This window comes from Lysinibacillus sp. YS11, assembly GCF_002896375.1.
Classification (GTDB): domain Bacteria; phylum Bacillota; class Bacilli; order Bacillales_A; family Planococcaceae; genus Lysinibacillus; species Lysinibacillus capsici.
The window spans coordinates 3,990,330-4,015,776 of the sequence record NZ_CP026007.1; the positions used below are offsets into that span (position 1 = coordinate 3,990,330).

Below are 25,447 nucleotides of genomic sequence, written 5' to 3' on the forward strand. Positions count from 1 at the left end.
TTTCCTCCCTTTAAGGCTGCGTTTTCACCATTGCTTGTAACCCTGGCGAAGATGGTACGAAATGAACCCACGACTTTCCTGGTACAAGCTTTACAGGATCCCCTGTTTGCTCTACAGCCATTGGTATTCCATTAACATTAGCCCATTTGACTTCCCTCAAATAGCCATTTTGAAATACATACGCATTTCCACCAGACGTTAAATCAATTGCTTGGCGACCAATATCATCAATTGTTTGGTGATCCATTTCGAAAAATAGAACATTTGCTAATGACACTGTTTCGCCTGTTAACATATCTTTTGTGTCCACGCTAGCCGATTGTCGTTCATAGTGATTAGTTTGATGATTATACACATACGCGTTATGGAAATCTTCATTATTTCCGTAATAAATGTCAACTTGACTTGTTTCAATACCTATTTTACCACGTTCATCTGGTTCATAAAAAGCCTGAAGTACTTTTTCACTGTAATTCATTGAAGCGCCTACCATTTCAGCACCTTTTAGAATGTTTTCTGATGTAATATAGGAATTGTGTGGCGCAACGCGGTCGTTAGAACGTTTAAACAGAATACCATCATAAGCCATACCGTTGATATTGTCGACGATACGATGATCAAGCATTGTTTTCGCCTCTGGACTATAGCCATGTGCTACATAAAAGGCATCAAATCCCTTGGCCATATCGATAAAATAAGAGCGTGCACTACGAACTGGCCCAATATTTTCAGGCAGTTCACTTTGGTATACTGCTAAAAAGCGTGTCACATTACCTTCTGCAAGCATTTCATAAATGATATCCGCCGCAACTAAGCCTGATTGTGGACGTGCCGCTGGATGATTATTAATGGTTACGATAATTGGTCGCTGTGTAATTTCTTCTTGTACAGCCTCCCCAGTAAGTGGTGCAACAAATGCTGGTTGTTGCACAGGCTCCTCCACTACTGCTTCTTCCTCTACAATTGGTTCATCATCCTCTTTGACTTTTGGTGTATCCTTTGAACATCCCCCGATTACCAAAGCACTAAATGCAAAAGCAATCCATAATTTTTTCGATTTGAACACAAGCATATCTCTCCTTTGAACAATTACAATATTTGTAATTGTTTAAACAACTGAAACACTTTCATGAATTAGCGCATAACAGCAGGTAATAATAACTTATTCTTCATCACATCGAAAATTCCTTGTGGTGTTATACGAATATATGGTAAATGAGTAGATTGTAAAAATAATAATGTATAAATGGCATCTCCTAATTGATAGCCTCTATCTGCTAAAGCTTGTTTTAAAGCCTTTTCTTTCTCTGTTAAAGTGAATACATCTCCATCATATAAAAGTCCACCAATTGTTAATGGTATATCCGCTATAACTTCTCCTTTTTCGACGAGAACAATACCACCATTCATTGCCTTCATTTCTTCGAAGGCTTTAATCATATCGTCTTTATTTTTTCCAATTAACAATATGTCACCCGTGTTGGAATAAGAGGATGCAAAGCCTTGGACATCTGTTGCAAATCCTTTAATCATTGTATTTACATGCCAGTTGCCTTTTCGGTTAATGAGCATTAAATAACACTCATCATGATTTGCCAATGGCCCTTCTTTCGTAATTAAAGAATTATAAGGCTTTGTAATCACATCATTAACTAATTGAATCCCAAACGGCATAGAAAACTGGAAATCCTGTGAATCTAATGAGAAATCTAAATCTAAAGCTGGGATGGCAGAATAATCAATTGTCGCCATTCTATGCACACGATCCCCATTACGCTTCAACCAGACACCCTTTGATAAAACACTTTCTGGAACAGGATGATATTCATCTTGTAAAATATTGAGTGAAGCAAAACGCCCTGTTGCGATAAAACCATGTAAATTAGACATGTTATAATAACGTGCTACATTATAGGAAGCCATTTGATAAGCATCAATAGGAGATACCCCTGCATCTAAAGCTACTTGAATGCATTTATCCATCACACCATCCTCATGGAATGAAGGAGTTGAACCGTCTGTTGTCATCATTAAATGATCAAAGATTGGAAGCTCTTTTTCTACTATTCCTTTTAGTAGATGTGGTAAATCTGGTCGTATGGAAGAATGACGTAAAGTTACAGCATAGCCCTGCATAATACGACGCTCTACCTCTTCTACTGTCATTGCCTCATGATCACCATCAGCACCAAGCAGTTTCATTCGTGCCAATGTTCTTTCTGAAGCTCCAGGGAAATGACCTTCAATTTTTTTTCCCAGTCCCTTAGCCATTTGCATACGATAAAGCATTTGATCGTCGCCATGCAACAGCTTAGGCCAGCCTGTCAACTCTCCACCAAGTAAGACATCACTTCGCTCTAACCACTCTAATATAGAAGTATTAGAGAAAACCTCTTCTTCTTGCTCCAATTCAGTTTGTGAGTCAAAGCGAGTCCACCAATAAAAAGAAAAAGGTAGCTTTTTCAAACTCTCTAAAATTGAAAACGCTTTCTTATTTTCTAAATTTAAAACAAAGCTTAAATTATCCGAAATAAAAGTTGTTGTCCCAAGCTGACCACAAAAATCTGCAAATGACTGTGGATGATAAAGCTGGAATGGGTGTACATGTGGCTCAATATAGCCAGGTACGATTGTTTTTCCTGTACAATCCACCACTTCTGTTCCTTCTAATAAAGGAGGCATTCTGTCACCAGCATAGACAATGCGATCTCCCAAAATCCAAATGTTCCCTACTATGAATTGCTTTAACATACTATGCAAATAACGTGCATTCTTCAGCACGATATCTGGTGCCTTTTTCCCATCGATTACTGCTAATTGTTGACGTATTTTTGTTATTTTCCATACTGGATCCATGCTATTCGCTCCTTCCTAAATTACGTAATTTTTCATTGTGTAAATCCAACTTGAAATCACATACTACTACTGCATAATCGCATATTTTCATAAAAATTATGCTTTATGCAATCATCTTGTTTCAATCGTAACACAGCACTTTCATAAAGCAAAGTGCACCTCGCTTATTTTTTCCACAATGACTAAAGGAGGAAGTAATGATGATGCAGCAAGCAAATTTAAGCGAAAAGAATGCATTTTGTCGTTTTGCCATGGGGACAAGTTTAACCGCATTTGGTATCGCTAAAGTTTCTAGAAATCCTAATTGTACAAAAGGTCGATTAATGATTGCATTAGGTGCCATGAAAATGGCTGAGGGACTTTTTAAATATTGTCCAACGAAAGCAGTTTTAAGCTCCAATATGCAGAATGCCATGAACACCTCTATGCAAAGTATGTTCAGCGGGCAAAATTCTATGTCTACTGAACAAATCGATAAGCTCATGAAGGATTTTTCCTCTGCTATAGCTGGTAATTCTTCAGGTTCACAAGCTACTGCTTCAAAACAATCTAACACCAGCACTTCAACTCAAAATTCCTCAAATAGTAGCGATTCTTCAACGAATAAAGCTCAGAATCCTTCTTAGTCAAAGGAGCCGTCCCAATCTATTATTGAGACGGCTCTTACCTCTTACGTTTTGAAACAACAAGAGGTTTCAAAAGACGATAAAAAATATTTAGTGAAAATAATAATTACTTAAACGTACGCCAGCCAATATCTTTACGGAAGAAAAAGTGATCCCATGTTTCCGTTGCAATACCTTCATAAACCTTTTCCTGTGCTTCTTGTAAAGTAGCTGCTTTTGCACCAACTAACAGTACACGTCCTCCATTACCAACGAATTGACCGTCTACTAATTTTGTACCTGCATGGAAAACTGCATGTGATGTCGAAATTGCCTCTAAATTCGGTAATACCTTACCTTTTTCAACGTCTCCTGGGTAACCCTCTGCTGCAATGACTACACCAAGCATTGCTTCTTCTGACCATTGTAAATCAAAAGGCTGTTCATCCATTAACGCCATCATAAATGCACCAAAATCTGAAACCATACGTGGCAATACAACTTGCGTTTCAGGATCACCAAAACGAGCATTAAACTCTATGACCTGAGGACCTTTCTTTGTTAAAATTAACCCTGCGTATAAAATACCTGTAAAGGAAGCACCATCTGCCTCCATCCCTTTAACAGTTGGTTCTACAATAGTTTGAAATGCAATATCTATTACCTCTTGTGGGATTTGTGGTACTGGTGAATAAGCACCCATACCTCCTGTGTTTGGTCCTTTATCACCGTCATAAGCTCGTTTATGATCTTGTGCAATAACCATCGGATAAATTTGTCCTTTGTGCACAAAAGACATAAAAGAGAATTCTTCACCGTCTAAAAATTCCTCAACGACAACACGTGAAGAGGATTCACCAAAACGTTGGTTTCCAATCATATCCTCTACAGCTTCAATCGCTTCTTCCTCTGTCATTGCCACAACGACGCCCTTACCAGCCGCTAAACCATCAGCCTTAATGACAATAGGCGCCCCTTGTTCTTTAATATACGCTATTGCTTTTTCTGCTTCAGTAAATGTTTCATGTGCTGCTGTAGGAATATTGTATTTATTCATAATTTCTTTCGCATAGGATTTACTGCTTTCTATTTGAGCAGCAACTTTTGTAGGACCAAAAATACGTAAACCTCTAGCTGTAAAGAAATCGACAATGCCTTCAGCAAGCGGCTGTTCTGGGCCAACAAATGTTAATGCAATATCATTTTCCTTGGCAAATTGAGCGAGACCTGCGAAATCCATTGTATCAATAGCAACAACTTCTACTTCGCCTCGCATCCCATCATTTCCTGGCGCTACGAATACGTTGTTCACTGATGGAGAGATGCTAAATTGTTTAGCGATTGCATGCTCACGGCCACCGCTTCCGATTACTAATACATTCATTTTAGAGAATCCTCCTCTTTGTAAGTAAAACCGAGATGAACCAACATCTCGGTCTGTTTAGATTTCTATATAATTTCACAATTAATGTTTAAAATGACGTACGCCTGTGAATACCATCGCAATGCCGTATTCATTTGCTTTATCAATGGAATCTTGATCTTTAATGGAACCACCTGGTTGAATAATTGCTGTAATTCCTGCAGCTGCCGCCGCCTCCACAGTATCGCTCATTGGGAAAAATGCATCTGATGCTAATGCAGCACCTTTCGCTTTTTCTCCAGCTTGTTCAAAGGCAATTTTAGCTGCACCTACACGATTCATTTGCCCTGCACCAACCCCAAGTGTCATTTGAGAATCTGTTACAACAATCGCATTGGATTTCACATGTTTGACAACAGACCAACCAAGTTGCAATGCTTCCCATTCTTGCTCTGTTGGTTCACGATCTGTCACCACTTTAATATCCGCATTGCCAAAGCCATAACGATCTGGCTCCTGTACAAGAAGGCCACCCTCAACTGATACTACATTGAATGAATCTTGTTTCGCTTGCTCGAAAGGAATTGTTAGTAAGCGGATATTTTTCTTTTTCGTTAAAATATCCAATGCTTCTTGTGAAAAAGCAGGTGCAATAATAATTTCGAGGAAAATATGACTTAGCTTCTCAGCAGTTGCTGCATCCACTTCCATATTTAATGCGATAATACCGCCAAAAATAGATGTTGGATCTGCTTCATATGCTTTATCGAATGCTGCCTCTAACGTGACACCAGTGCCAACACCACATGGATTCATATGTTTCACCGCTACAGCAGCTGGCATTTCAAATTCTTTTACAATTTGCAATGCTGCATTACCATCTTGAATATTATTGTAGGATAACTCTTTACCATGTAATTGTGTAGCATAAGCTAATGAAAAGTCAGAGCCAAGACGCTTTTGGTAGAAGGCCGCTTTTTGGTGAGGGTTTTCGCCATAGCGTAAATTTTGCTTTAATTCATATGTCATCGTTAAGCTCTCTGGGAACTCTTCTTCAGTCAGGTAGTTCGAAATATAAGAATCATAAGCGGCTGTGTGACGGAAAACTTTCGCAGCTAGTTTACGACGTGTTTCAATTGTTGTGGCACCGTCTGCTTTAAGTTCCTCTAATACTGTTGCATAGTCATTGCTGTCCACGATTACTGTTACATATTGATGGTTTTTTGCAGCAGAACGTAACATAGTTGGACCACCGATATCAATGTTTTCAATTGCATCATCCCAAGTTACATTAGGCTTTGAAATTGTTTCAACAAACGGATAGAGATTCACACAAACAATTTCAATTGGTTCAATTCCATGCTCATTCATCTGTGCTTGATGAGAGACATCATCAAACTTTCCTAATAGACCACCGTGAATCATTGGATTTAAAGTTTTCACACGACCATCTAAAATTTCAGGAAACTTCGTTACTTCATCTACTGCTGTTACAGCTACCGCATTATCCTGTAACATTTTTTTTGTACCGCCAGTTGATAAAATTTCATAACCTAATGCTACTAATTCCTTTGCAAATTCTAAAATACCATCTTTATTGGAAACACTGATTAATGCACGTTTTGTCACAACAATATCCTCCTAATTTTTATCGTGCTGTCCACGAACTGACTTGCTTCAATAGATTAATAGAGTTAGGTCTTACTTGTTGAGTAGGATTCTCGACCTAACTCCCTCTTCAGTTACTGTAATAATTGCTGTAATGCCTTTGTATATAATAAATGCTCTTGTTTGTGAATTTCAACTTCTGTTGCCTCGCGATTTCCTTCAATGACAGGTACCGCTGCCTGAGCGATAATTGGTCCAGTATCCATTCCTTCATCAACAAAATGCACTGTTACACCTGTTATTTTCACACCATGATTAATGGCTTGTCCAATAGCGTCCTTTCCAGGAAAGGCAGGCAATAGGGACGGGTGAATATTAACAATTCGCTGTGGAAAGGCTGCTAATAATACGTCACTGATTAAACGCATATACCCAGCAAGCACAATCCATTTCACATCGCACTCATGTAAAGCTTCGATAATAGCTGTCTCATATGCTGACTTCGAGACAAACTCTTTTGGATTCAATGCTAACACTGGAATCCCAAAGTTTTCAGCACGTGTTACTACAAATGCTCCAGGCTTATCTGTGACCACTAGTGCGACCTTTGCATGGAGTTCACCACGTTCAATGGCCTCTTGAATGGCTTGAAAATTGCTACCGCTACCTGACGCGAACACGGCTATTTTTGTTGGTGCAGTCATTACACTAAACTCCCATCATGTGAGCCATTAAATACTACTCCGTCACCTTTAATAACACGTCCGATTGTATAAGCCTTTTCACCATTTGCTTCAACTGCAGCGATTACTTTATCAGCTTCAGTTTCTGGCACAGCTATTACAAAGCCAATACCCATGTTAAACACATTATATAAATCTTTATCTTCTAGCTGACCTTTCTCTTTTAGGAATTCAAAGATACGTAATACAGGCCAAGAACCTAAGTCGATTTCCGTTGCTAGTCCCTCTGGCATCATGCGTGGTAGATTTTCATAGAAACCGCCACCTGTAACATGTGCACAGCCATGTACATCTGCTGCCTTTAAAGCTGCTAGCACAGGTTTAGCATATAGCTTTGTTGGCACTAGAAGCGCCTCACCGATTGGGCCTAGATCTTCATAGCCTTCTACAATAGCATCCACAGCATATTGATGATCTGCAAAGACAATTTTACGCACTAAAGAATAACCGTTTGAATGTACACCACTTGATGCAATTCCAATAAGTACATCGCCTTCTACGATTTCTTCACCTGTCACGATAGCAGACTTTTCACACGCACCTACTGCAAAGCCAGCTAGATCATATTCATCTTCTTCATAAAGACCAGGCATTTCCGCAGTTTCTCCACCTATTAGAGCCGCACCTGATTGCACACAGCCATCTGCAACACCTTTGACAATTTGTTCGATTTTTGCAGGCTCTGCTTTTCCAAGAGCTACGTAATCTAAAAAGTACAGCGGTTCTGCTCCTTGAGCAACAATATCATTTACACACATTGCTACACAGTCCACACCGATTGTATCGTGCTTGTCTACCATGAAGGCTAGCTTTAGCTTTGTTCCAACACCATCTGTCCCCGAAATAAGAACAGGTTCTTTAAGATTCAGTTCTGACAAGTCAAACATGCCACCAAAACCACCAAATGTCCCCATTACACCTAGACGGTTCGTACGTTCAACATGAGACTTCATTCGTTTTACGGCTTCATAGCCCGCTTCAATATTTACACCTGCTTGTTCATATGCCTTTGACACGCAGAGTTCCTCCTTATCATCCAAGTCGCCTAAGTTTCCTAGATAGAAATGACTGTAAGACACTAATTTGTTGCGATGTTGTTCTTAACGTAATAATTCTTTTTCATGTGGCAAAATCGTATCCGGGAAAATCTCTGTTGGATATTTGCCTGTAAAGCATGCAAGACAAAGTCCTCGGTTTTCATCTTCGTATGGTCGTGCAATTGTTTCTACCATCCCCTCAACAGAAAGGAATGTCAGAGAGTCTGCACCAATTGCTTCACGAATTTCATCTACATTATGACTAGAAGCAATTAGTTCTTCATGCGTTGATGTATCAATGCCATAATAACAAGGGTTTGTCATCGGCGGTGATGAAATCACAACATGAACTTCCGCTGCGCCAGCATCTTTTAGCATTTTGACAATGCGACGAGATGTTGTACCACGAACGATAGAATCATCAACCATTACTACTTTTTTTCCTTTTACGACTTGAACAACAGGTGAAAGTTTCATTTTCACACCACGTTCACGTAGCTCCTGTGTCGGCTGAATAAACGTACGACCAACATAACGGTTTTTAATAAGACCTAATTCATAAGGGATTCCACTTTCTTCTGCAAAACCAATCGCTGCGGAAATACTTGAATCAGGAACACCTGTTACAACATCTGCTTCAATATGCGCACACTCACGAGCAAGCTGTTTACCCATACGTTTTCGTGCCATATGAACGTTAATACCATCAATATCCGAATCAGGACGTGCTAAATAAACATATTCCATCGCACACATCGAACGTTTATCCATATCAGCAAAACGATCTGATTTTACGCCCTCATCATTAATAATGATTAATTCACCTGGTTCTACCGAACGAACGAATTCTGCACCAATTAAATCGAATGCACAAGTTTCAGAAGCTACCACCCAGCCATCTCCTAGCTTTCCAAGAGATAATGGACGTAAACCATGTGGATCACGTGCAACAAGCATTTCATCCTTTGTCATAATTAAGAAAGAATAGGCACCCTTTAAAAGAGATAGGGCATTTTTCACCTTCGCACGGAATGGTGAATGCGAACTTTTCTTAATAAGATGCGCCAACACTTCTGTATCAGAGCTAGAGTGGAAAATGCTACCTTGTCGCTCTAGATATTGCTTTAAATGTGTCGCATTGACTAAGTTACCGTTATGGGCAATTGAAAGGCTACCAGTTGAGGAGTGGAATAATAATGGCTGTACATTTTCAATACCGCCACCACCAGCAGTCGTATAACGAACATGCGCAATAGCTGCTTTGCCGTTCACTGCTTTTAATTTATCTTCGTTGAAAACATCATTAACTAGTCCTTCGCCTTTCACCGCGCGAAGATGCTGTCCGTCTGAAACGACAATTCCAGCGCCTTCTTGTCCACGGTGTTGAAGAGCATGAAGCCCGTAATAGCTAAGGTGCGCTGGACTTGGGTTACCCCAAATACCAAACACCCCACATTCTTCGTTTAAGCCTCTGAGTTCAGCAAGCATGGGATTGCTCCTTTCCAATTAGAACGGAATTCCTCCACTGTACCTTCTACAAGCACACCTTTGTCCCCGTTGATTTTCACAAGTGCATCGTTTGTTACGACACCAATTTTTTGAGCATCTTTCATGATTTCTACAAATGCTGCAGCATTTTCTTCTTTAACTGTAACAACAAAACGAGATTGACTCTCACTGAATAGCGCAGTTGTTGCAGAGCCTGTTAATGTTACATCCACACCAAGACCGTTAGCGCCAAATGTTGTTTCAGCAATCGCCACAGCTAGACCTCCCTCTGCTACATCATGCGCAGATTGAACAAGGCCTGCTTTAATCGCCTTTAATAAAGCTTGCTGACGTGTCGCTTCAACCTCTAAATCAATAGCTGGCGCTTTCCCTGAAATAACACCATTATTTAAAAGTTTTTGAAGCTCTGAACCGCCAAACTCTGTTTTTGTCTCACCAATAACAAAGACAAGATCTCCTGCTGCCTTTACATCCTGTGTCGTTACATGTGCTAAGTCTTCAATAAGACCAACCATACCAATTGTTGGCGTTGGATACACCGCTTCGCCTGAACGCTCATTATAAAGAGAAACGTTACCTCCGATTACTGGAGCATTTAATGCCGTACAAGCTGCCGAAATACCATCTGCAGATTTTTCAATTTGCCAGAAGATTTCTGGTTTCTCTGGATTACCGAAGTTTAAGCAGTCTGTAATCGCAAGTGGCGTGCCACCAGTTGCCACGATATTACGAGCTGCTTCGGCTACTGCGATAGCACCACCCACTTCTGGATCTAAATAGATATAACGTGAGTTACAGTCTGTTGTCATTGCCAACCCTTTATTTGTGCCACGTACTCGAATAACAGCAGCGTCAGATCCTGGTTTAACAACTGTTGATGTACGTACCTGATAATCATATTGATCGTATACCCATTCTTTAGAAGCAATTGTCGGTGCTTTTAATAAAGCAATGAGTGTTTCTTTGTAATCAGTCACAGCAGGTTCAGTGTTTTCGATTGCTTGGAACTGAGCATAGTATGCAGGTTCTGCAGATGGTTTATGATAAACAGGTGCATCTTCTGCTAATGCGTCTGCAGGTACCTCTGCAACTACTTGTCCTTTGTGTAGCAGGCGAAGCATTTTATCATCTGTAACGCGACCAATCGCTACTGCATCTAAATCGTATTTATCGAAAATCGCTTTAATTTCATCTTCGCGACCTTTTTTCACAACTAAAAGCATACGTTCTTGAGACTCAGACAACATCATTTCATACGCTGACATTCCTGTTTCACGCTGAGGCACTAAGTCTAAGTTCATTTCTACACCAGAACCAGCCTTTGAAGCCATTTCTGCTGAAGAAGAAGTAAGACCAGCTGCACCCATATCTTGAATACCAACTAGAGCATCCGATTTTACAACCTCTAAACAAGCTTCAAGTAAAAGCTTCTCCATAAATGGATCTCCAACTTGTACTGCTGGACGTTGGTTTTCTGATTCCTCAGTTAATTCCTCAGAGGCGAATGTTGCACCATGAATACCATCACGGCCTGTTTTCGCTCCAACATACATCACTGTATTACCTACACCAGCAGCAATGCCTCGTTGAATATCTTTATGATCAATTAAACCGACACACATAGCATTCACTAGAGGATTACCTTCATAGCAAGGATCAAATTGAATTTCGCCACCTACTGTTGGGATTCCGATACAGTTACCATATCCTGCGATTCCCGCTACTACTTCTTCAAATAGATATTTACCACGTGCTGACTTTAATTCACCAAAGCGTAATGAGTTTAACATAGCGATTGGACGTGCACCCATTGAGAAAACGTCACGGATAATACCACCGACACCCGTTGCAGCCCCTTGATAAGGTTCAATTGCAGACGGATGGTTATGCGATTCCATTTTAAACACTACTGCTTGTTCGTCACCAATATCAACAATACCTGCACCTTCACCTGGTCCTTGTAATACCTGTGGACCTTTAGTAGGGAATTTACGTAGTACTGGCTTTGAATTTTTGTACGAGCAGTGTTCAGACCACATTACTGAGAAAAGACCTGTCTCTGTCCAGTTAGGTAGACGTCCTAAAATACCTTCTACCATTGCAAATTCTTCGTCTGACATCCCCATTCCAGCGTATAGCTTCTCATCTTTAATCTGCTGTGCTGTTGGCTCAAACTTAGTTGTTGACATGATTTTCCCTCCACTGCTTCACGATTGATTTAAATACTGCTAGACCGTCTGCGCCGCCCACCAGTGCATCAACAGCTCGCTCTGGGTGTGGCATCATCCCTAATACATTGCCGCGCTCGTTTATAATCCCTGCGATATCTTCTAAAGAACCGTTTGGATTGTCACCTGAGTATGTGAATACGATTTGATTATTATCTTTTAGTGATTGTAAAGTTTCCTCGTCACAGTAGTAGTTACCTTCACCATGTGCGATTGGAATATTGATGATTTGACCTTGCTCATATTGATTTGTGAATAATGTATTGTTGTTTTCAACTTTAAGCTGCACTGTACGGCACATAAATTTTAAGTTTTTATTGCGCAATAAAGCTCCTGGCAATAAACCTGCTTCCGTTAGGATTTGGAAGCCATTACATACACCTAATACAGGTTTACCAGCATCTGCTGCCTTCTTAACTTCTGTCATAATGTTAGATTGATTAGCCATTGCACCACAACGAAGATAATCCCCATAGGAGAATCCTCCAGGTACTAATACACCATCAAAACCACTTAGATCTGTTGCTGTATGCCATACATATTCTACTTCTTCACCTAGCTCGTCTTTAATCGCATGATACATATCGATGTCACAGTTTGACCCAGGGAATACGAGTACTGCGAATTTCATGATTAAATAGCCTCCTCGACTTCGTAACGGTAGTCTTCAATTACAACGTTCGTTAAAACCTTTTCACACATTTCTTTTACTAGAGTATCAATGTCACGTTCTGAATCTTTAATTGATAGTTCAAGATATTTACCGATACGTAAATCTTCTACTTCACCGTAGCCCATCTTAGCTAAAGAACCTTGTACTGCAGAGCCTTGAGGATCAAGAATACTCTCACGTAATGTTACATAGATTTTTACTTTTTTCATTGTTATTTGCCTCCGAGTCTAGAAAGTATAATAGTATAAACTTCAGTTAAATTACCAAGGTCACGACGAAAAACATCTTTGTCTAACTTTTGCTTCGTTGTTGCATCCCAAAGTCGGCATGTATCTGGTGAAATTTCATCTGCCAATAATACATGACCATCCATATCACGGCCGAATTCTAATTTAAAATCAATCAATGTCACATTGACATCTGCAAAGATCGGTTGTAGCACTTTGTTAACGGCTAATGCTCCATCATAAATAGCTGTTACTTCAGTTGGTGTGGCAAGTTCAAGAACATCAATATGTTCTGTCGTAATAAGTGGGTCGCCTAAATCATCGTCTTTATAATAAAATTCAACGATTGGTCGTTTTAAAGGTGTCCCTTCTTCAAGACCTAGACGCTTTGCTAAACTTCCAGCAGCAATATTACGAACAACTACCTCAATCGGAATAATTTCTACTTTTTTTACAAGTTGTTGTGTATCGGATAATCGTTTTACGAAATGTGACGCAATTCCGTTAGCTTGTAATTTTTCGAAAATTAATGAAGTAATGCGATTATTTAAAATGCCCTTACCTTCAATTTCCTCTTTCTTTTCACCATTGAATGCTGTTGCACTATCCTTGTACTCAACAAGTAGCACATTTGGCTCCTCTGTTGTGAACAATTTTTTTGCTTTACCTTCATACAAAAGTTGACCTTTAGTCATTTCGTTTTCCCCCTGATATTATGAGATACGCTTGTAATAATGTTCAGAATTGAACCGTATCTCTACGATTCAACTCTGAAACTTTTACTGGTGGCTCTAACATTTATTATTAGATGGCTAAATAAATATTAGTTAAGTCCTAGTCGTTCAAAAATCATATCAACATGCTGTAAGTGGTAGTTGTAATCAAAACAATCATCCAACTCTTCTTTTGTTAAATAAGATGTGATTTTTTCACTTGCATCGACTAATGTACGGAACTGAACTTGCTCGTCCCAAGCCTGCATTGCTAAAGGTTGTACTGTATCATAAGCTTCTTCACGTACTAGTCCTTTATCAATCAATGCTAGTAAGATGCGTTGAGAATAAATAAGACCAAATGTACGATCCATATTACGTTTCATGTTCTCAGGGAATACTGTTAAGTTTTTCACAATATTACCGAAGCGATTTAGCATATAGTTAAGAGTAATTGTTGCATCCGGTAAAATAACACGCTCTGCAGATGAATGTGAAATATCACGCTCATGCCATAAAGCTACATTTTCATAAGCAGTCACCATATAACCTCGCATTAAACGAGACATACCAACCATGTTTTCAGAACCGATTGGATTACGTTTATGTGGCATTGCAGATGATCCTTTTTGTCCTTTTGCAAAAGCTTCCTCCACTTCACGTGTTTCAGATTTCTGTAGTCCTCGAATTTCTGTTGCGAATTTTTCAATTGAAGTAGCGATTAAAGCTAATGCACCTAAATACTGAGCATGGCGATCACGCTGTAAAGTTTGTGTGGAGATCGGTGATGCTGCAAGGCCTAATTTATCGCAAACATATTGCTCAACACGAGGATCGATATTGGCATATGTTCCAACAGCTCCAGACATTTTTCCTGTTTCAATTACTTTGGCAGCTGCTTCAAAACGTTCAAGGTTACGCTTCATTTCCTCATACCATAAACCAAGTTTCAAACCGAAAGTTGTGGGTTCAGCATGAACACCATGTGTGCGTCCCATCATTACTGTATGTTTATGTTCTTTTGCCTTAGTAGCAATAATATCAATGAAATTTACTATATCTTTTCGTAAAATATCATTTGCTTGTTTGATTAAATAAGAAAGTGCTGTATCTACTACGTCCGTAGAAGTTAAACCATAATGTACCCATTTGCGCTCTTCTCCAAGTGTTTCAGAAACAGCACGAGTAAAGGCTACAACGTCATGACGAGTTTCTTGTTCAATTTCTAATATACGATTCACATCAAATGAAGCATTTTCGCGAATTTTAGCAACATCCTCTTTAGGGATATCTCCTAACTCTGCCCATGCTTCACAAGCTAAAATTTCAACCTCTAGCCAAGCTTGGTATTTATTTTGTTCTGTCCAAATTGCGCCCATTTCGGGTCTTGTGTAACGTTCAATCATCGCGTATCTCCTTCTATTCTGACCAAATGCCAGAACTCTCGATTTGTTGTAGTGTAGCTTCTAAGTCTTTTGTCATAATCGTCACATGGCCCATTTTACGGTTGACCTTAGCTTCAGCTTTCCCATAAAGATGTATGGACCATTCAGGATATTTAGCAATTGAGTTACTAAGTGGCACGACATGCTGCCCTAATACATTGACCATAATGGATGGTGCCCATAGTTGTGGCTTACGTAACGGCCATCCACAAACAGCACGAATATGCTGATGGAATTGTGAAACATTACATGCTTCAATTGAATAGTGACCAGAATTATGAGGTCTTGGTGCTAATTCATTGATAACAATACTACCATCTTCTAATACAAACATTTCTACCGCTAGCGTTCCTACTAAATGTAAATAATCTGCAATTTTCAAAGCTTCTCGTTCTGCAGCTTGAGCTGTGCTTTCAGTTATGCGAGCAGGTACTATTGTCTCGTGAAGAATATGATGAACATGAATGTTCTCTCCAACTGGCTGACAATACGATTCACCATGACCATTTCTTTGAACAATGACCGATACTTCCTTTACGAAAGGAACAAATCCTTCTGCAATACATTGCGAATGCGTGAATAATTCTTTCGCTAAAGGCAAATCTTCAGTTGATTTTAAAAGCTGCTGTCCCTTGCCATCATAACCACCTCTTGCTGTTTTGACTATACAAGGATAACCAATCGAATCAATATTGGCTACTAATTCTTCATAAGTTTTTGCAACAATATATGGTGCTACTGGGCAACCAGCTTTCACAATAGCTTCTTTCTCTGTTATACGGTTTTGTGTAATACGTACCAACTCTGCTCCTTGAGGAACATAAGCCATTTGTGATAAACGCTTTAAGCCTTCATAATCAATATTTTCAAATTCATATGTGATAATATCACTTACTTCTGCAAGTTCTTCTAAAGCAGCTTCATCATCATATGGAGCTACAATGCGAATATCTGCTACCTGCCCACAAGGTGAGTCCATTGCTGGTTCAAGAACAGCCACTTTAAAACCCGACTCCTTTGCAGCAAGTGCCATCATTCGACCAAGTTGCCCTCCGCCTATAATGCCTATCGTTTGTCCAGGATAAATAATTTTCGTCACACTAAGTCACCTGTACTTTCTAATACTTGCTGCTTTGTTGCTTCACGTCTAGCATCTAATTTATTAGCAAGCTCCGCATCTGTTGTTGACAAAATTTGAGCTGCAAGTAACCCTGCATTAGTCGCTCCTGCTTTGCCAATCGCTACAGTAGCTACAGGTACGCCACCAGGCATTTGAACGATGGATAATAGTGAATCAAGTCCATTAAGTGCACGGGATTGAACTGGTACACCGATGACAGGTAATGTTGTTTTAGCTGCCACCATTCCTGGTAAATGTGCAGCACCGCCTGCTCCAGCAATAATTACTTGTATTCCTCGCTCGCGAGCTGCCTCTGCATATTCAAACATTAAATCAGGTGTACGATGTGCTGATACAACTTTCTTTTCGTACGGTACTTGTAATTCATCTAAAATATCACATGCATGTTTCATTGTTTCCCAGTCACTTGAACTACCCATAATGACACCGATTTTCGGATTCATAAATTGTCGCTCCTTTTAAACGATAGAAAAATGATCAATTATTTATTGTGCTAGCCTCTATTTTGAATAGCTACTGCAATTCTTATTTACAAAGAAAATCCCCAAATAAACTACTCTCTACCAGTACACGTGAAAGCAGTTTACTTGAGGATTATTCGGACAAGATCGTCTCCATGCACATAGCTGTACAAAGACCTTCTCACCTTACGCCAAAAGTGCTTTCCCGCATAGTCCAGCATTTACGGTGCCGGGTAGAGACACTAGAGCCAATCCTCTAGCATATATGTGGGATCTATTTGTTTTTCCTTCTCACATTTTAACAAGGGATTGTCTTATCGTCAATCCAAAAATGCGAACATTTTTTATTAGGTGAAAAAAAACGTTCGGTTTTTAGTCAAAATCATTCGATATCTTGAGCAGGTATACCTTTAAACTGAATTTTTTGGCGCAAATAAGCTGGCTCACCATCTACGATATGAAAAAGTGGCTCTTCTTTTCGTCCTATGACCATAAAGCCATCTTTCCGCATTCTTGCCAAGCAATCCTCGATTGACTCGTTTTCCTGTACCTCATACCAAATTTGCTTTTTTCCCAACTTTTTCTTCCTTTCCATTGTACATATTCATTCACAACCAATTTGTAATTCATTATACCTTTTGTTGCTTACAGAAGTATGTAAGAACTTAAATAAATAGAAAAAACTGCAGAATTCCTCTCCGCAGTTTTGATGAATGCTCATGGAACAAAAAATGCCTTTAAATAGATACAAAAAAATAATAGCAGTAGGAACAAATGAAGGACAACAAGAACCATACGATATCCTTTGATGCCAAATAGGGCACTGGTGATGCCTAAACCACCTAAAATAAACGGCATAAACATATTTACACGATAGAGAAATGTAAAAAAGTTTCCATACCATTTGGTTGAATCATAGCCAAACATAAAGAAAATAAGTAGTAGACTTGAGATCGAAATCGCAGAAAAAATGTTCTGCCTCATTTTGATTCCTCCATTATTAAATCCAGAATGTATCTAGGCGAAAGAAATTTCCTTTAAATCCACTTGAAAATATTAAATATATTATAGCATTTTATGAATAGTTCACAAAATAAAAAAAGCCATGGAATACATCCATGACTTTTTAATTGCCTAGCGACGTCCTACTCTCACAGGGGGAAGCCCCCAACTACCATCGGCGCTAAAGAGCTTAACTTCCGTGTTCGGTATGGGAACGGGTGTGACCTCTTTGCCATCATCACTAGACTTTGTATTTAATTGAAAGATTTGCTCTTTCAAAACTGGATAAACGTTGCATTGAATGTTTCAAACTTTTTTGGTTAAGTCCTCGATCGATTAGTATTCGTCAGCTCCATGTGTCACCACACTTCCACCTCGAACCTATCTACCTCATCGTCTTTGAGGGATCTTACTTACTTGCGTAATGGGAAATCTCATCTTGAGGGGGGCTTCATGCTTAGATGCTTTCAGCACTTATCCCGTCCACACATAGCTACCCAGCGATGCCTTTGGCAAGACAACTGGTACACCAGCGGTGTGTCCATCCCGGTCCTCTCGTACTAAGGACAGCTCCTCTCAAATTTCCTACGCCCACGACGGATAGGGACCGAACTGTCTCACGACGTTCTGAACCCAGCTCGCGTACCGCTTTAATGGGCGAACAGCCCAACCCTTGGGACCGACTACAGCCCCAGGATGCGATGAGCCGACATCGAGGTGCCAAACCTCCCCGTCGATGTGGACTCTTGGGGGAGATAAGCCTGTTATCCCCGGGGTAGCTTTTATCCGTTGAGCGATGGCCCTTCCATGCGGAACCACCGGATCACTAAGCCCGTCTTTCGACCCTGCTCGACTTGTAGGTCTCGCAGTCAAGCTCCCTTGTGCCTTTACACTCTACGAATGATTTCCAACCATTCTGAGGGAACCTTTGGGCGCCTCCGTTACCTTTTAGGAGGCGACCGCCCCAGTCAAACTGTCCGCCTGACACTGTCTCCTGCCCCGCTAAGGGGCATGGGTTAGAATTTCAATACAACCAGGGTAGTATCCCACCGACGCCTCCTTCGAAGCTGGCGCTCCGAGATCTCTGGCTCCTACCTATCCTGTACAAGTTGTACCAAAATTCAATATCAGGCTACAGTAAAGCTCCACGGGGTCTTTCCGTCCTGTCGCGGGTAACCTGCATCTTCACAGGTACTATAATTTCACCGAGTCTCTCGTTGAGACAGTGCCCAGATCGTTACGCCTTTCGTGCGGGTCGGAACTTACCCGACAAGGAATTTCGCTACCTTAGGACCGTTATAGTTACGGCCGCCGTTTACTGGGGCTTCAATTCGCAGCTTCGCTTGCGCTAACCACTCCTCTTAACCTTCCAGCACCGGGCAGGCGTCAGCCCCTATACGTCACCTTACGGTTTTGCAGAGACCTGTGTTTTTGCTAAACAGTCGCCTGGGCCTATTCACTGCGGCTCTCATGCGCTTGCACGCTCAAGAGCACCCCTTCTCCCGAAGTTACGGGGTCATTTTGCCGAGTTCCTTAACGAGAGTTCTCTCGCACACCTTAGGATTCTCTCCTCGACTACCTGTGTCGGTTTGCGGTACGGGCACCTCTCACCTCGATAGAGGCTTTTCTTGGCAGTGTGAAATCAGGAACTTCGTCCATACGGACTCGCCATCACAGCTCAACGTTACAGTGTGCGGATTTGCCTACACACACGCCTTACTGCTTGGACGCGCACAACCAACGGCGCGCTTACCCTATCCTACTGCGTCCCCCCATTTCTCAAACGGTGAGGAGGTGGTACAGGAATATCAACCTGTTGTCCATCGCCTACGCCTATCGGCCTCGGCTTAGGTCCCGACTAACCCTGAGCGGACGAGCCTTCCTCAGGAAACCTTAGTCATACGGTGGACGGGATTCTCACCCGTCTTTCGCTACTCATACCGGCATTCTCACTTCTAAGCGCTCCACCAGTCCTTCCGATCTGACTTCAACGCACTTAGAACGCTCTCCTACCACTGACATCGTAGATGTCAATCCACAGCTTCGGTGAATCGTTTAGCCCCGATACATTTTCGGCGCAGCGTCACTCGACCAGTGAGCTATTACGCACTCTTTAAATGATGGCTGCTTCTAAGCCAACATCCTGGTTGTCTGTGCAACGCCACATCCTTTTCCACTTAACGATTACTTTGGGACCTTAGCTGGTGGTCTGGGCTGTTTCCCTTTTGACTACGGATCTTATCACTCGCAGTCTGACTCCCGTGTATAAATATCTGGCATTCGGAGTTTGTCTGAATTCGGTAAACCGGGATGGCCCCCTAGTCCAAACAGTGCTCTACCTCCAGTATTCTCATCACGAGGCTAGCCCTAAAGCTATTTCGGAGAGAACCAGCTATCTCCAAGTTCGATTGGAATTTCTCCGCTACCCACACCTCATCCCCGCACTTTTCAACGTGCGTGGGTTCGGGCCTCCAGTAAGTGTTACCTCACCTTCACCCTGGACATGGGTAGATCACCTGGTTTCGGGTCTACGACCACGTACTATTTCGCCCTATTCAGACTCGCTTTCGCTGCGGCTCCGCCTTCTAAAGCTTAACCTTGCACGTAATCGTAACTCGCCGGTTCATTCTACAAAAGGCACGCTATCACCCATTAACGGGCTCTAACTACTTGTAGGCACACGGTTTCAGGATCTCTTTCACTCCCCTTCCGGGGTGCTTTTCACCTTTCCCTCACGGTACTGGTTCACTATCGGTCACTAGGTAGTATTTAGCCTTGGGAGATGGTCCTCCCGGATTCCGACGGAATTTCACGTGTTCCGCCGTACTCAGGATCCACTCAGGAGAGAACGAACTTTCGACTACAGGGCTTTTACCTGCTCTGGCGGACCTTTCCAAGTCGCTTCATCTAACTCGCTCTTTTGTAACTCCGTATAGAGTGTCCTACAACCCCAAGAGGCAAGCCTCTTGGTTTGGGCTCTTCCCGTTTCGCTCGCCGCTACTCAGGGAATCGATTTTTCTTTCTCTTCCTCCAGGTACTTAGATGTTTCAGTTCCCTGGGTCTGCCTTCAAGACGCTATGTATTCACGTCAAGATACTACGCGATTAAACGTAGTGGGTTCCCCCATTCGGAAATCTCCGGATCAAAGCTCACTTACAGCTCCCCGAAGCATATCGGTGTTAGTGCCGTCCTTCTTCGGCTCCTAGTGCCAAGGCATTCGCCGTGCGCCCTTAATAACTTAACCAAGTTATTAAGCCTATAAAAAAACTTAAAAAATAAATGTGATTGTTACAATTTCAATGTCGTTTTATCCAGTTTTCAAAGAACAAGTTTTGAAGTGTTTCATTCAAATAGAATGAACCTTCAAAACTGAACGCAAAACGTAATCTTACAAACCCAAGGTTTGTATTCCGAAATAATCCTTAGAAAGGAGGTGATCCAGCCGCACCTTCCGATACGGCTACCTTGTTACGACTTCACCCCAATCATCTATCCCACCTTCGGCGGCTGGCTCCAAAAGGTTACCTCACCGACTTCGGGTGTTACAAACTCTCGTGGTGTGACGGGCGGTGTGTACAAGGCCCGGGAACGTATTCACCGCGGCATGCTGATCCGCGATTACTAGCGATTCCGGCTTCATGTAGGCGAGTTGCAGCCTACAATCCGAACTGAGAACGACTTTATCGGATTAGCTCCCTCTCGCGAGTTGGCAACCGTTTGTATCGTCCATTGTAGCACGTGTGTAGCCCAGGTCATAAGGGGCATGATGATTTGACGTCATCCCCACCTTCCTCCGGTTTGTCACCGGCAGTCACCTTAGAGTGCCCAACTAAATGATGGCAACTAAGATCAAGGGTTGCGCTCGTTGCGGGACTTAACCCAACATCTCACGACACGAGCTGACGACAACCATGCACCACCTGTCACCGTTGCCCCCGAAGGGGAAACTATATCTCTACAGTGGTCAACGGGATGTCAAGACCTGGTAAGGTTCTTCGCGTTGCTTCGAATTAAACCACATGCTCCACCGCTTGTGCGGGCCCCCGTCAATTCCTTTGAGTTTCAGTCTTGCGACCGTACTCCCCAGGCGGAGTGCTTAATGCGTTAGCTGCAGCACTAAGGGGCGGAAACCCCCTAACACTTAGCACTCATCGTTTACGGCGTGGACTACCAGGGTATCTAATCCTGTTTGCTCCCCACGCTTTCGCGCCTCAGCGTCAGTTACAGACCAGAAAGTCGCCTTCGCCACTGGTGTTCCTCCAAATCTCTACGCATTTCACCGCTACACTTGGAATTCCACTTTCCTCTTCTGCACTCAAGTCCCCCAGTTTCCAATGACCCTCCACGGTTGAGCCGTGGGCTTTCACATCAGACTTAAAGGACCGCCTGCGCGCGCTTTACGCCCAATAATTCCGGACAACGCTTGCCACCTACGTATTACCGCGGCTGCTGGCACGTAGTTAGCCGTGGCTTTCTAATAAGGTACCGTCAAGGTACAGCCAGTTACTACTGTACTTGTTCTTCCCTTACAACAGAGTTTTACGATCCGAAAACCTTCTTCACTCACGCGGCGTTGCTCCATCAGGCTTTCGCCCATTGTGGAAGATTCCCTACTGCTGCCTCCCGTAGGAGTCTGGGCCGTGTCTCAGTCCCAGTGTGGCCGATCACCCTCTCAGGTCGGCTACGCATCGTCGCCTTGGTGAGCCGTTACCTCACCAACTAGCTAATGCGCCGCGGGCCCATCCTATAGCGACAGCCGAAACCGTCTTTCAGTCTTTTACCATGAAGCAAAAGAGATTATTCGGTATTAGCCCCGGTTTCCCGGAGTTATCCCAAACTATAGGGTAGGTTGCCCACGTGTTACTCACCCGTCCGCCGCTAACGTCAAAGGAGCAAGCTCCTTTTCTGTTCGCTCGACTTGCATGTATTAGGCACGCCGCCAGCGTTCGTCCTGAGCCAGGATCAAACTCTCCATAAAAGAAATTTGATTAGCTCAAATTTTGCTGGCATCATGTTTGATGTCCAAAATTGTGTTTCGTTCACTAGCAAAACTAGCTACTTAAAACTTTATTGATTACGTTTTGCTTGTTCAGTTTTCAAGGTTCATTTACTAGTTACACTAAGTAACTTTTTATAATTTAACATAATGTTAACTTGTTGTCAACTGTTTATGTTAATATTTTTTAAGTTGTTCGTTTATTTCGTAACAACGTGTTTAAATATATCATCATAAATTTAAGTTTGCAAGTGTTTCATTAAAGTAAAACTATTCGCATTATTTTAAACCGAGTTTCTTCTATATAAATGTAAAAATAATAACTTATTTTATTTAGGATCAATCAATAAAAAACACCTCTAATTGTTAGCAACTTACTAACAATTAAAGGTGTCTGTTTAACTAACGTACCCAAATGAAGTATGCAAGGAAAACAAAGAATAGACCATACATCATTGGGTGAATTTCCTTTTTACGACCTGCTAATAACATTGTAATTGGGTAGAATACAAAGCCGATTGCAATTCCAGTAGCAATTGAATAACCAAGTGGCATCATTAATACTGTAAAGAATGCAGGTACTGCTATTTCGAATTTGTCCCAATCAATTAAACGTAAGGACGATACCATTAGTACCCCTACGATTACTAAAGCTGGAGCAGTAACTGCTGGTGTTACCACTGCTAGTAATGGTGAGAAGAATAATGCAACTAAGAACAGTACTGCTGTTACGACTGCTGAAAATCCTGAACGAGCGCCTGCAGCAACTCCAGAAGTTGACTCTACGTACGCTGTTGTTGTTGACGTACCAAATAAAGAACCGATAGTTGTTGCTAGTGCATCTGCCATTAAGGCACGTCCTGCACGCGGTAATTTATTATCTTTTACTAAACCTGCTTGTGTCGCTACAGCCATTAAAGTACCAGCTGTATCAAAGAAATCAACAAACAAGAATGTTAACACTACTACTAAAAACTTCACGTTAAATAATGTACCGAAGTCACCAAGTGGTTCTAGTGCTACCATGAATGTAGAATCTACACTTGGAATAGCTGATACAACGGCTGTCGGAGGATCAATGATACCTGTGATCATCCCAATAACTGCCGTAATCACCATTCCTAAGAAAATACCGATACTGCGCAATTTAATAATAAGAATAACTGAAAGAATAATTCCGAATACCGCTAATAATGTAGCGCCTGTGAAACTTCCTAAAGTGACTAAAGTAGCTGGGCTATCGACAATGATCCCTGCTCCTTGTAAACCAACAAAAGTTATAAATAAACCAATACCTGCAGAAACCGCATATTTTAGTTGTACTGGTATAGCATTAATAACAGTTTCGCGGATACCAGTTAAAGATAAAATAATAAAGATAATCCCTGAGAAGAACACGCCTGTTAAACCAGTTTGCCACGGAATACCGTATGCTCCGACTACAGTAAATGCAAAGAATGCATTTAACCCCATCCCAGGAGCAAGTGAAATCGGGAACTTCGCGAAAACCCCCATAATCAAAGAACCGACTGCTGCTGCTAATGCTGTTGCTACGAAAACAGCACCTTTATCCATCCCTGCATTTTCTAGAATACCTGGGTTAACAGCTAGAATATATGCCATTGCAAGGAAGGTTGTAATACCGCCTATTATTTCGCGGCGATAATTAGTTCCTAATTCATCGAACATGAAATATTTTTTCATTATCAAAAAATCCTCCGTGTGGTCGTCTTCAATATCGAAAACAAAAAAGACACGCTGACTACTCTACTAGTCGCATGTCTACGATATATTTCATCACAATTAGTGTGTGAAACAAATTAGTGTTTATACATTTATGTATAAACCTAAATCGTAGTCAAGTTATTTACGGTAACTTGGTAGAAACTCACGGGCCTTATCCCCGACATTATACGACGACGTATTTAATTTACATTCGTAATATATCATTTCGTTTTTTAGATTTCAACCCCATTTCCGAACATTTTTCTAAAAAGAAATACGAAAGTTCGTGTAAAATTCTTATTTAATGTTCAGGTTCTATTAAATGTATTACTAAAGAGGCTTTGTACTGAACATTTCAGCAATTAGTTTAAAGAAAAAATCCCCTAGAAATTCTAGAGGATCCTTCTTTTGAACGTATGTTTTAACTCATCACTTTACTTTGCAAGACTTGAATTCTTTTTTCTAATTTTTCTTTCCAATCTTCTGCTAATGCATCTACTGCTTGTATTTGTTTCATAGCGATTGCATCATTGTTTTTGAAGTACACTTCATTGCAATACAAAACAGAGATACGTGCAGGATGCTTTTCTACAAGCTCAATTGTTGAATCTGCACAGATTGTCCCTTCTTCAAGTACACGCGCAAGGAAACCTGTATAGCCTGTTTCGATTAAACGTTTGAGTAATGTGTTTGCCTCGGTATATCTATCAATCGTACTACATGGAATACGTCCCTGTGTAATTTGAATGACAGCATCTCCAATTTTATAAATATCACCAATACACACATCTGCTTCTAACATATTTGTTACGGTTAAATTTTCGCCAAATGCAGCAACGGGTAACGTTTTTCCAAGTTCCTGTTCCCATTGTATGTAATGCTCCGCAGGATATAAACAAACTGCTCGATCAGGGCCACCGTGATGTTTTTTATCTGCCACATCATCCCCTTCAAAGCCTTGAGAGGACAAATAAACTTCTTGCACTCGTTGCTTTTCAATCCCTGTAATCATTGAACGTCCTTTACTATCAACCAATTCTTTTGGCATCCCAACCGTTAATGTATGAATCATTGGTTTATTTTTCTCCATTTAAATCCCCCCCTAATCTGAATAG

The 25,447-nt window shown here is 41.3% G+C and carries 19 protein-coding genes, 3 rRNA genes and 2 riboswitches; of the genes, 1 reads left to right on the forward strand and 21 read right to left on the reverse strand.

Translation table 11 applies throughout. The annotated features are described in order from the left end of the window. Positions 1-10 precede the first annotated feature (10 nt). Together LBYS11_RS20040 and LBYS11_RS20045 are read right to left on the reverse strand one after the other, a co-directional pair. Positions 11-1,066 (reverse strand): DUF3048 domain-containing protein, encoded by a 1,056-nt coding sequence (locus LBYS11_RS20040; RefSeq protein WP_103118859.1) that lies wholly within the window; start codon positions 1,064-1,066, stop codon positions 11-13. A gap of 68 nt (positions 1,067-1,134) precedes the next feature. Then, the gene (locus LBYS11_RS20045) at positions 1,135-2,856 is read right to left on the reverse strand and encodes an adenine deaminase C-terminal domain-containing protein (protein WP_054548980.1); all 1,722 of its coding nucleotides are present in this window, start codon (positions 2,854-2,856) and stop codon (positions 1,135-1,137) included. 200 nt (positions 2,857-3,056) lie between these two features. Between LBYS11_RS20045 and LBYS11_RS20050 the strand changes: the two genes are divergently transcribed. After that, positions 3,057-3,482, forward strand: a complete 426-nt coding sequence (locus tag LBYS11_RS20050; RefSeq protein ID WP_053075731.1) for a YgaP-like transmembrane domain — start codon at positions 3,057-3,059, stop codon at positions 3,480-3,482. Between the two features lie 106 nt (positions 3,483-3,588). Here LBYS11_RS20050 and purD read toward each other — a convergent pair whose 3' ends face one another. The 19 genes from purD to LBYS11_RS20145 all read right to left on the reverse strand — a co-directional run bounded on the left by purD (position 3,589) and on the right by LBYS11_RS20145 (position 25,422). Further along, positions 3,589-4,845 carry a phosphoribosylamine--glycine ligase gene (purD, locus tag LBYS11_RS20055; RefSeq protein WP_066038208.1) on the reverse strand — a complete coding sequence of 419 codons (1,257 nt, stop codon included), beginning with the start codon at positions 4,843-4,845 and terminating at the stop codon, positions 3,589-3,591. Between the two features lie 81 nt (positions 4,846-4,926). Then, positions 4,927-6,453: a bifunctional phosphoribosylaminoimidazolecarboxamide formyltransferase/IMP cyclohydrolase gene (gene purH / locus LBYS11_RS20060; RefSeq protein ID WP_066038207.1), complete on the reverse strand. Its 1,527-nt coding sequence runs from the start codon at positions 6,451-6,453 to the stop codon at positions 4,927-4,929. A 113-nt stretch (positions 6,454-6,566) separates the two neighbouring features. Further along, a complete protein-coding gene (gene purN / locus LBYS11_RS20065) occupies positions 6,567-7,136 on the reverse strand; it encodes a phosphoribosylglycinamide formyltransferase (protein WP_054548977.1) in 570 nt (189 codons plus the stop codon). After that, complete coding sequence (gene purM, locus LBYS11_RS20070; protein ID WP_048394892.1) at positions 7,136-8,191, reverse strand: phosphoribosylformylglycinamidine cyclo-ligase; 1,056 nt, start codon at positions 8,189-8,191, stop codon at positions 7,136-7,138. The genes purN and purM overlap by 1 nt, the downstream gene beginning before the upstream one ends. Before the next feature lie 84 nt (positions 8,192-8,275). Beyond that, on the reverse strand, positions 8,276-9,700 hold the full coding sequence (gene purF / locus LBYS11_RS20075; protein ID WP_048394893.1) for an amidophosphoribosyltransferase: 1,425 nt from the start codon (positions 9,698-9,700) through the stop codon (positions 8,276-8,278). Next, positions 9,676-11,910, reverse strand: coding sequence for a phosphoribosylformylglycinamidine synthase subunit PurL (gene purL / locus LBYS11_RS20080; protein ID WP_048394894.1), 2,235 nt, complete (start codon positions 11,908-11,910; stop codon positions 9,676-9,678). The genes purF and purL overlap by 25 nt, the downstream gene beginning before the upstream one ends. Beyond that, positions 11,897-12,580 carry a phosphoribosylformylglycinamidine synthase subunit PurQ gene (purQ, locus tag LBYS11_RS20085; RefSeq protein ID WP_048394895.1) on the reverse strand — a complete coding sequence of 228 codons (684 nt, stop codon included), beginning with the start codon at positions 12,578-12,580 and terminating at the stop codon, positions 11,897-11,899. The genes purL and purQ overlap by 14 nt, the downstream gene beginning before the upstream one ends. A 2-nt stretch (positions 12,581-12,582) precedes the next feature. Further along, the gene (gene purS / locus LBYS11_RS20090) at positions 12,583-12,831 is read right to left on the reverse strand and encodes a phosphoribosylformylglycinamidine synthase subunit PurS (RefSeq protein WP_004225741.1); all 249 of its coding nucleotides are present in this window, start codon (positions 12,829-12,831) and stop codon (positions 12,583-12,585) included. Positions 12,832-12,833: 2 nt separating this feature from the next. Next, complete coding sequence (purC, locus tag LBYS11_RS20095) at positions 12,834-13,544, reverse strand: phosphoribosylaminoimidazolesuccinocarboxamide synthase (protein ID WP_048394896.1); 711 nt, start codon at positions 13,542-13,544, stop codon at positions 12,834-12,836. A gap of 128 nt (positions 13,545-13,672) precedes the next feature. Further along, entirely contained in the window at positions 13,673-14,968 is a 1,296-nt protein-coding gene (gene purB, locus LBYS11_RS20100) for an adenylosuccinate lyase (RefSeq protein WP_004225746.1), read from the reverse strand. Positions 14,969-14,981: 13 nt separating this feature from the next. After that, complete coding sequence (purK, locus tag LBYS11_RS20105) at positions 14,982-16,106, reverse strand: 5-(carboxyamino)imidazole ribonucleotide synthase (RefSeq protein ID WP_004225748.1); 1,125 nt, start codon at positions 16,104-16,106, stop codon at positions 14,982-14,984. Continuing rightward, complete coding sequence (gene purE, locus LBYS11_RS20110) at positions 16,103-16,591, reverse strand: 5-(carboxyamino)imidazole ribonucleotide mutase (protein ID WP_004225751.1); 489 nt, start codon at positions 16,589-16,591, stop codon at positions 16,103-16,105. Before purE ends, purK begins: the two co-directional genes overlap by 4 nt. A gap of 208 nt (positions 16,592-16,799) precedes the next feature. Continuing rightward, positions 16,800-16,898, reverse strand: a riboswitch (purine riboswitch). A 93-nt stretch (positions 16,899-16,991) separates the two neighbouring features. Further along, complete coding sequence (locus tag LBYS11_RS20115; protein ID WP_036076850.1) at positions 16,992-17,186, reverse strand: NETI motif-containing protein; 195 nt, start codon at positions 17,184-17,186, stop codon at positions 16,992-16,994. Positions 17,187-17,326: 140 nt separating this feature from the next. Continuing rightward, positions 17,327-17,593 carry a hypothetical protein gene (locus tag LBYS11_RS20120; RefSeq protein ID WP_066038204.1) on the reverse strand — a complete coding sequence of 89 codons (267 nt, stop codon included), beginning with the start codon at positions 17,591-17,593 and terminating at the stop codon, positions 17,327-17,329. Between the two features lie 148 nt (positions 17,594-17,741). After that, positions 17,742-17,857 (reverse strand): 5S ribosomal RNA (gene rrf, locus LBYS11_RS20125). 70 nt (positions 17,858-17,927) lie between these two features. Continuing rightward, positions 17,928-20,855: ribosomal RNA gene (locus LBYS11_RS20130) — 23S ribosomal RNA — on the reverse strand. Positions 20,856-21,037: 182 nt separating this feature from the next. Beyond that, positions 21,038-22,589 (reverse strand): 16S ribosomal RNA (locus LBYS11_RS20135). The 16S, 23S and 5S rRNA genes sit together here, the layout of an rRNA operon. 420 nt (positions 22,590-23,009) lie before the next feature. Continuing rightward, positions 23,010-24,311 carry an NCS2 family permease gene (locus LBYS11_RS20140; RefSeq protein WP_103118860.1) on the reverse strand — a complete coding sequence of 434 codons (1,302 nt, stop codon included), beginning with the start codon at positions 24,309-24,311 and terminating at the stop codon, positions 23,010-23,012. A 131-nt stretch (positions 24,312-24,442) separates the two neighbouring features. Continuing rightward, positions 24,443-24,544: riboswitch (purine riboswitch) on the reverse strand. A 209-nt stretch (positions 24,545-24,753) separates the two neighbouring features. Continuing rightward, positions 24,754-25,422, reverse strand: a complete 669-nt coding sequence (locus LBYS11_RS20145; RefSeq protein WP_103118861.1) for an MOSC domain-containing protein — start codon at positions 25,420-25,422, stop codon at positions 24,754-24,756. Between the last annotated feature and the right edge of the window lie 25 nt (positions 25,423-25,447).